This window comes from uncultured Planktosalinus sp., from assembly GCF_963973675.1.
Classification (GTDB): domain Bacteria; phylum Bacteroidota; class Bacteroidia; order Flavobacteriales; family Flavobacteriaceae; genus Planktosalinus.
Map to the genome: position 1 here is coordinate 1 of NZ_CAXBAN010000276.1, position 3,662 is coordinate 3,662.

Sequence of the window (3,662 nt, forward strand, 5' to 3'; positions counted from 1 at the left end):
GGGGGTATAACATTTTAATCATCGTCATTGCGCAGTACCTCACGTCCATTTATATCCTGGCGCCCGGGAAACCCCTTTTGCAGGTAGTGCTTGACCCCAATTTATTTGTCATCGTTCTGGCATCTGCGCTGGCCATTGCGGGCGGGTATATCATCAACAGTTTTTATGATGCTGAAAAGGACCTGATCAACCGGCCCAACAAGACCTATCTCGACAGTTTTATAAGCCAGAACACCAAGCTTTCGGGGTATTTTGTATTGAACTTCCTTGCGGTTATTTTGGCGAGTGCCATATCCTTCAAGGCAGTGCTCTTTTTTTCGGTTTATATTTTCTGGATTTGGTTCTATTCGCACAAGCTGAAGAAATACCCGTTCATTGGTAATTTAACTGCGTCAGTACTTGCCATTATGCCCTTTTTTGCTGTGTTTATTTACTATCAAAATTTTGCATTGGTCATTTTTGTGCACGCCACTTTTTTGTTTTTGATCATTTCCATGCGCGAACTCGTCAAAGACCTGGAAAACATCAAAGGCGATCTCACCCAGAATTACCACACCATTCCCGTGGAGTATGGCGAGCGTTTTTCCAAACAAATACTCACCTTTTTAAGCTGTTTAACAGCAATTCCGATCTATTTGCTGCTCACACGGTTTGAGATTGGATATATGAATGTTTATTTCCTGTTTGCAGTGTTCCTGCTGGCAGTCTTTTTGTTTTACCTCTGGCGCTCAACAGCCAAACTTGATTATATGATTCTCCACGCCATTTTAAAACTCATCATCGTGGTGGGAACCCTCAGTATCGTATTGATTGATTTCGACTTACTGCTCAGCAGAATAATGTAAGCCACAGTTGATTGAAAGCACATAAAATAAACTACCTTTGCAAAAAAAATAGGATTATGGCAAAAGAACCAGAAAAACGAGGCGGAAAACGGGAAGGAAAATCCAAATCCAAAGACATACTTAAAAAGAAAAAATTTGTTCCAAAAGGGGCACCCAAAAAACAAGCCCCTAAGCCCAAAGGGCCTTCTGACGAAATACGTCTCAATAAATACATTGCCAATTCGGGCATGTGCTCACGCCGTGAAGCAGACCTTTACATCTCAACCGGACAAGTGCAGGTCAACGGACAGGTGGTAACTGAAATGGGGCATAAAGTTAAACTCACCGATGAAGTCAAGTTTGACGGAAGACGTATCAGCCCCGAAAAAAAAGAATATGTGTTGCTCAACAAGCCCAAAGGGTTTGACACCTCTACCAAAGAAGAAACCCTGCATAAATCAGCGATGGGACTAGTGGCCAATGCCTCCAAATACAAATTGGTGCCAGTGGGCAGATTACAACGTAACACCACCGGTTTATTGTTGTTTACCAACGACCACGATATGCAGAAAAAACTCACCGATACCGGACTGATGATTAGAAAAATCTACCAGGTGTCCCTGGATAAAAATCTCAAGTATGAAGATTTTCAAAAAATTGAAGAAGGGCCCACAGTTGAAGGCAAGAAGGTGAGAATTGACGCTGTATCTTATGTTGAGAATGCACCCAAAAGTGAAATCGGGATTCAGCTGAGCAGCAACCGCAATAACATTGTAAGAAAGATTTTTGAAAGCTTTAGTTATGATGTCATTAAACTTGATCGTGTATCTTATGCCGGGCTCACCAAAAAGGACCTGCCCCGTGGCCATTGGAGGCATTTGACCAAGCAGGAAGTGATTAATTTAGGGATGATGTAACTAAGTATATTTTTTAGCTGTGATTCTTAATAATTCATTTTTTTTGACTTCATTTGTACTGTGCTACACACTACCATTTAATATTTGAGCAAGTGCACTTTGAAGGACTTTTGAACTTATTTTACCTTCCGGGTCTGTTAAGACACACACAGTTGCGTTTTAAAGTGGTAGCCACAATCACTCCACAAAAATTTCCCATTATTTTCATCCGTTCTACTGAAACCCCGGTGTTGATTTTTAAGGTTTTAACCCCCATTCGTGTTTGATTAGTATGAAGGAATCGTTATTTTATACGATAAACTTTCGCATTGACTAACTTTTTTTATTAATTTATACGAAATTTTTTAAAAACGAATGAAGACAAGATATATAGACCTCATAGACCAAACTTTTTACTTCCCTCAGGAAGAGTTTACACTTGAAGACAACGAACTTCAATTTCATGGCATTGACCTGATGGAATTGGTTGAAGAATATGGCGCTCCATTAAAGTTCACCTACCTACCCAAAATATCAGACAACATCAACCGCGCCAAAGGCTGGTTTAAAGAGGCCATCAAAAAGAACAAATACAAAGGCAAATACTATTACTGTTACTGTACAAAAAGCGCTCACTTTGAACATGTTTTGCACGAGGCCCTTAAAAATGACATTCACATTGAGACCTCTTCAGCTTTTGATATTGATATTGTTAACAAACTCAAGGAAGATGGAAAAATTGACGATAAGACCTTTGTAATTTGCAACGGCTTTAAGCGTGACCAATACATTTCAAACATTGCCAATCTCATCAACAGGGGCCATAAAAACTGCATCCCGATTATAGATAACTATGAAGAGATAGGGTTATTGAATGAAGAAATCAAAGGGAAATACAAAATTGGCATCCGCATTGCTTCCGAGGAAGAGCCCAAGTTTGAATTTTATACCTCCCGTCTAGGAATCGGCTACAAAAACATCGTTCCGTTTTACAACCGCCAAATCAAAGACAATAAAAAAGTGCAACTTAAAATGCTGCATTTCTTTATCAATACCGGCATTCGCGACACGGCCTATTACTGGAACGAATTACTCAAGTGTATGCAGGTGTATGTGCAGTTAAAAAAAATATGTCCTTCGCTCGACAGCCTGAACATTGGCGGTGGCTTTCCTATCAAGAACTCGCTGGCCTTTGAGTTTGATTACAAATATATGGTGGAAGAAATATTACATCAAATCAAGCTGGTATGTGATGCCGAAGAAGTACCAGTACCCAACATCTTTACCGAATTTGGAAGCTTTACCGTAGGTGAAAGCGGAGGTGCAATATATGAAGTACTCTATCAAAAACAACAAAACGACCGCGAGAAGTGGAATATGATTAACTCTTCATTCATCACCACCCTGCCCGATACTTGGGCCATTAACAAACGCTTTGTCATGCTGGCCGTCAACCGCTGGAATGACGAGTATGAACGCGTCCTGCTGGGCGGACTCACCTGTGACAGTGATGACTATTACAACAGTGAGCAGCATATGAACGGCATTTATCTGCCCAAGTATAAAAAAGAAAAACCGTTGTATATTGGCTTTTTCAACACCGGTGCCTATCAGGAAACCATTGGTGGATTTGGAGGCCTGCAACACTGCCTGATTCCATCGCCTAAACACATTTTAATTGACCGGGACGAAAACGGGAAGATTACCAAAAAACTATTCAGTGAACAACAAAAAAGTGAAGACTTACTCAAAATTTTAGGATACAATGACTAAGAGAAATTATGCCGGTATTCCGGACAAGTATGCCCGCATTGACGAGGCAAAAGTGGTGTTAATCCCGGTTCCCTATGATGGAACTAGCAGCTGGCAAAAAGGTGCAGACAAAGGCCCCGAAGCCTTTTTGCACGCTTCAGAAAATATGGAGCTTTATGACATAGAGACC

The 3,662-nt window shown here is 40.7% G+C and carries 5 protein-coding genes; 4 read left to right on the forward strand and 1 reads right to left on the reverse strand.

All coding sequences use genetic code 11. The annotated features are described in order from the left end of the window. The coding region (locus AACY61_RS10435) for a geranylgeranylglycerol-phosphate geranylgeranyltransferase (RefSeq protein WP_339611519.1) at positions 1 to 845 on the forward strand (845 nt) is incomplete at its 5' end. A 56-nt stretch (positions 846 to 901) separates the two neighbouring features. Next, positions 902 to 1,741, forward strand: a complete 840-nt coding sequence (locus tag AACY61_RS10440) for a pseudouridine synthase (RefSeq protein WP_339611520.1) — start codon at positions 902 to 904, stop codon at positions 1,739 to 1,741. Between the two features lie 121 nt (positions 1,742 to 1,862). Here the strand turns inward: AACY61_RS10440 and AACY61_RS10445 are convergent, their stop codons facing one another. Then, positions 1,863 to 1,997 carry a hypothetical protein gene (locus AACY61_RS10445; protein ID WP_339611521.1) on the reverse strand — a complete coding sequence of 45 codons (135 nt, stop codon included), beginning with the start codon at positions 1,995 to 1,997 and terminating at the stop codon, positions 1,863 to 1,865. A 98-nt stretch (positions 1,998 to 2,095) separates the two neighbouring features. On the opposite strand from AACY61_RS10445, the gene AACY61_RS10450 reads away from it, so the two are divergent. Together AACY61_RS10450 and AACY61_RS10455 are read left to right on the forward strand one after the other, a co-directional pair. After that, positions 2,096 to 3,493, forward strand: a complete 1,398-nt coding sequence (locus AACY61_RS10450; protein ID WP_339611522.1) for an arginine decarboxylase — start codon at positions 2,096 to 2,098, stop codon at positions 3,491 to 3,493. After that, a partial coding sequence (locus AACY61_RS10455; RefSeq protein ID WP_339611523.1) for an arginase family protein occupies positions 3,486 to 3,662 on the forward strand: 177 nt, incomplete at its 3' end. The genes AACY61_RS10450 and AACY61_RS10455, both read left to right, overlap by 8 nt.

What these genes read in the sequence shown, in the direction of transcription:
- AACY61_RS10450 (WP_339611522.1), top strand. Translation starts at nt 2,096, where the DNA reads ATGAAGACAAGATATATAGACCTCATAGACCAAACTTTTTACTTCCCT.
- AACY61_RS10445 (WP_339611521.1), bottom strand. Translation starts at nt 1,997, where the DNA reads ATGGGGGTTAAAACCTTAAAAATCAACACCGGGGTTTCAGTAGAACGG.
- AACY61_RS10440 (WP_339611520.1), top strand. Translation starts at nt 902, where the DNA reads ATGGCAAAAGAACCAGAAAAACGAGGCGGAAAACGGGAAGGAAAATCC.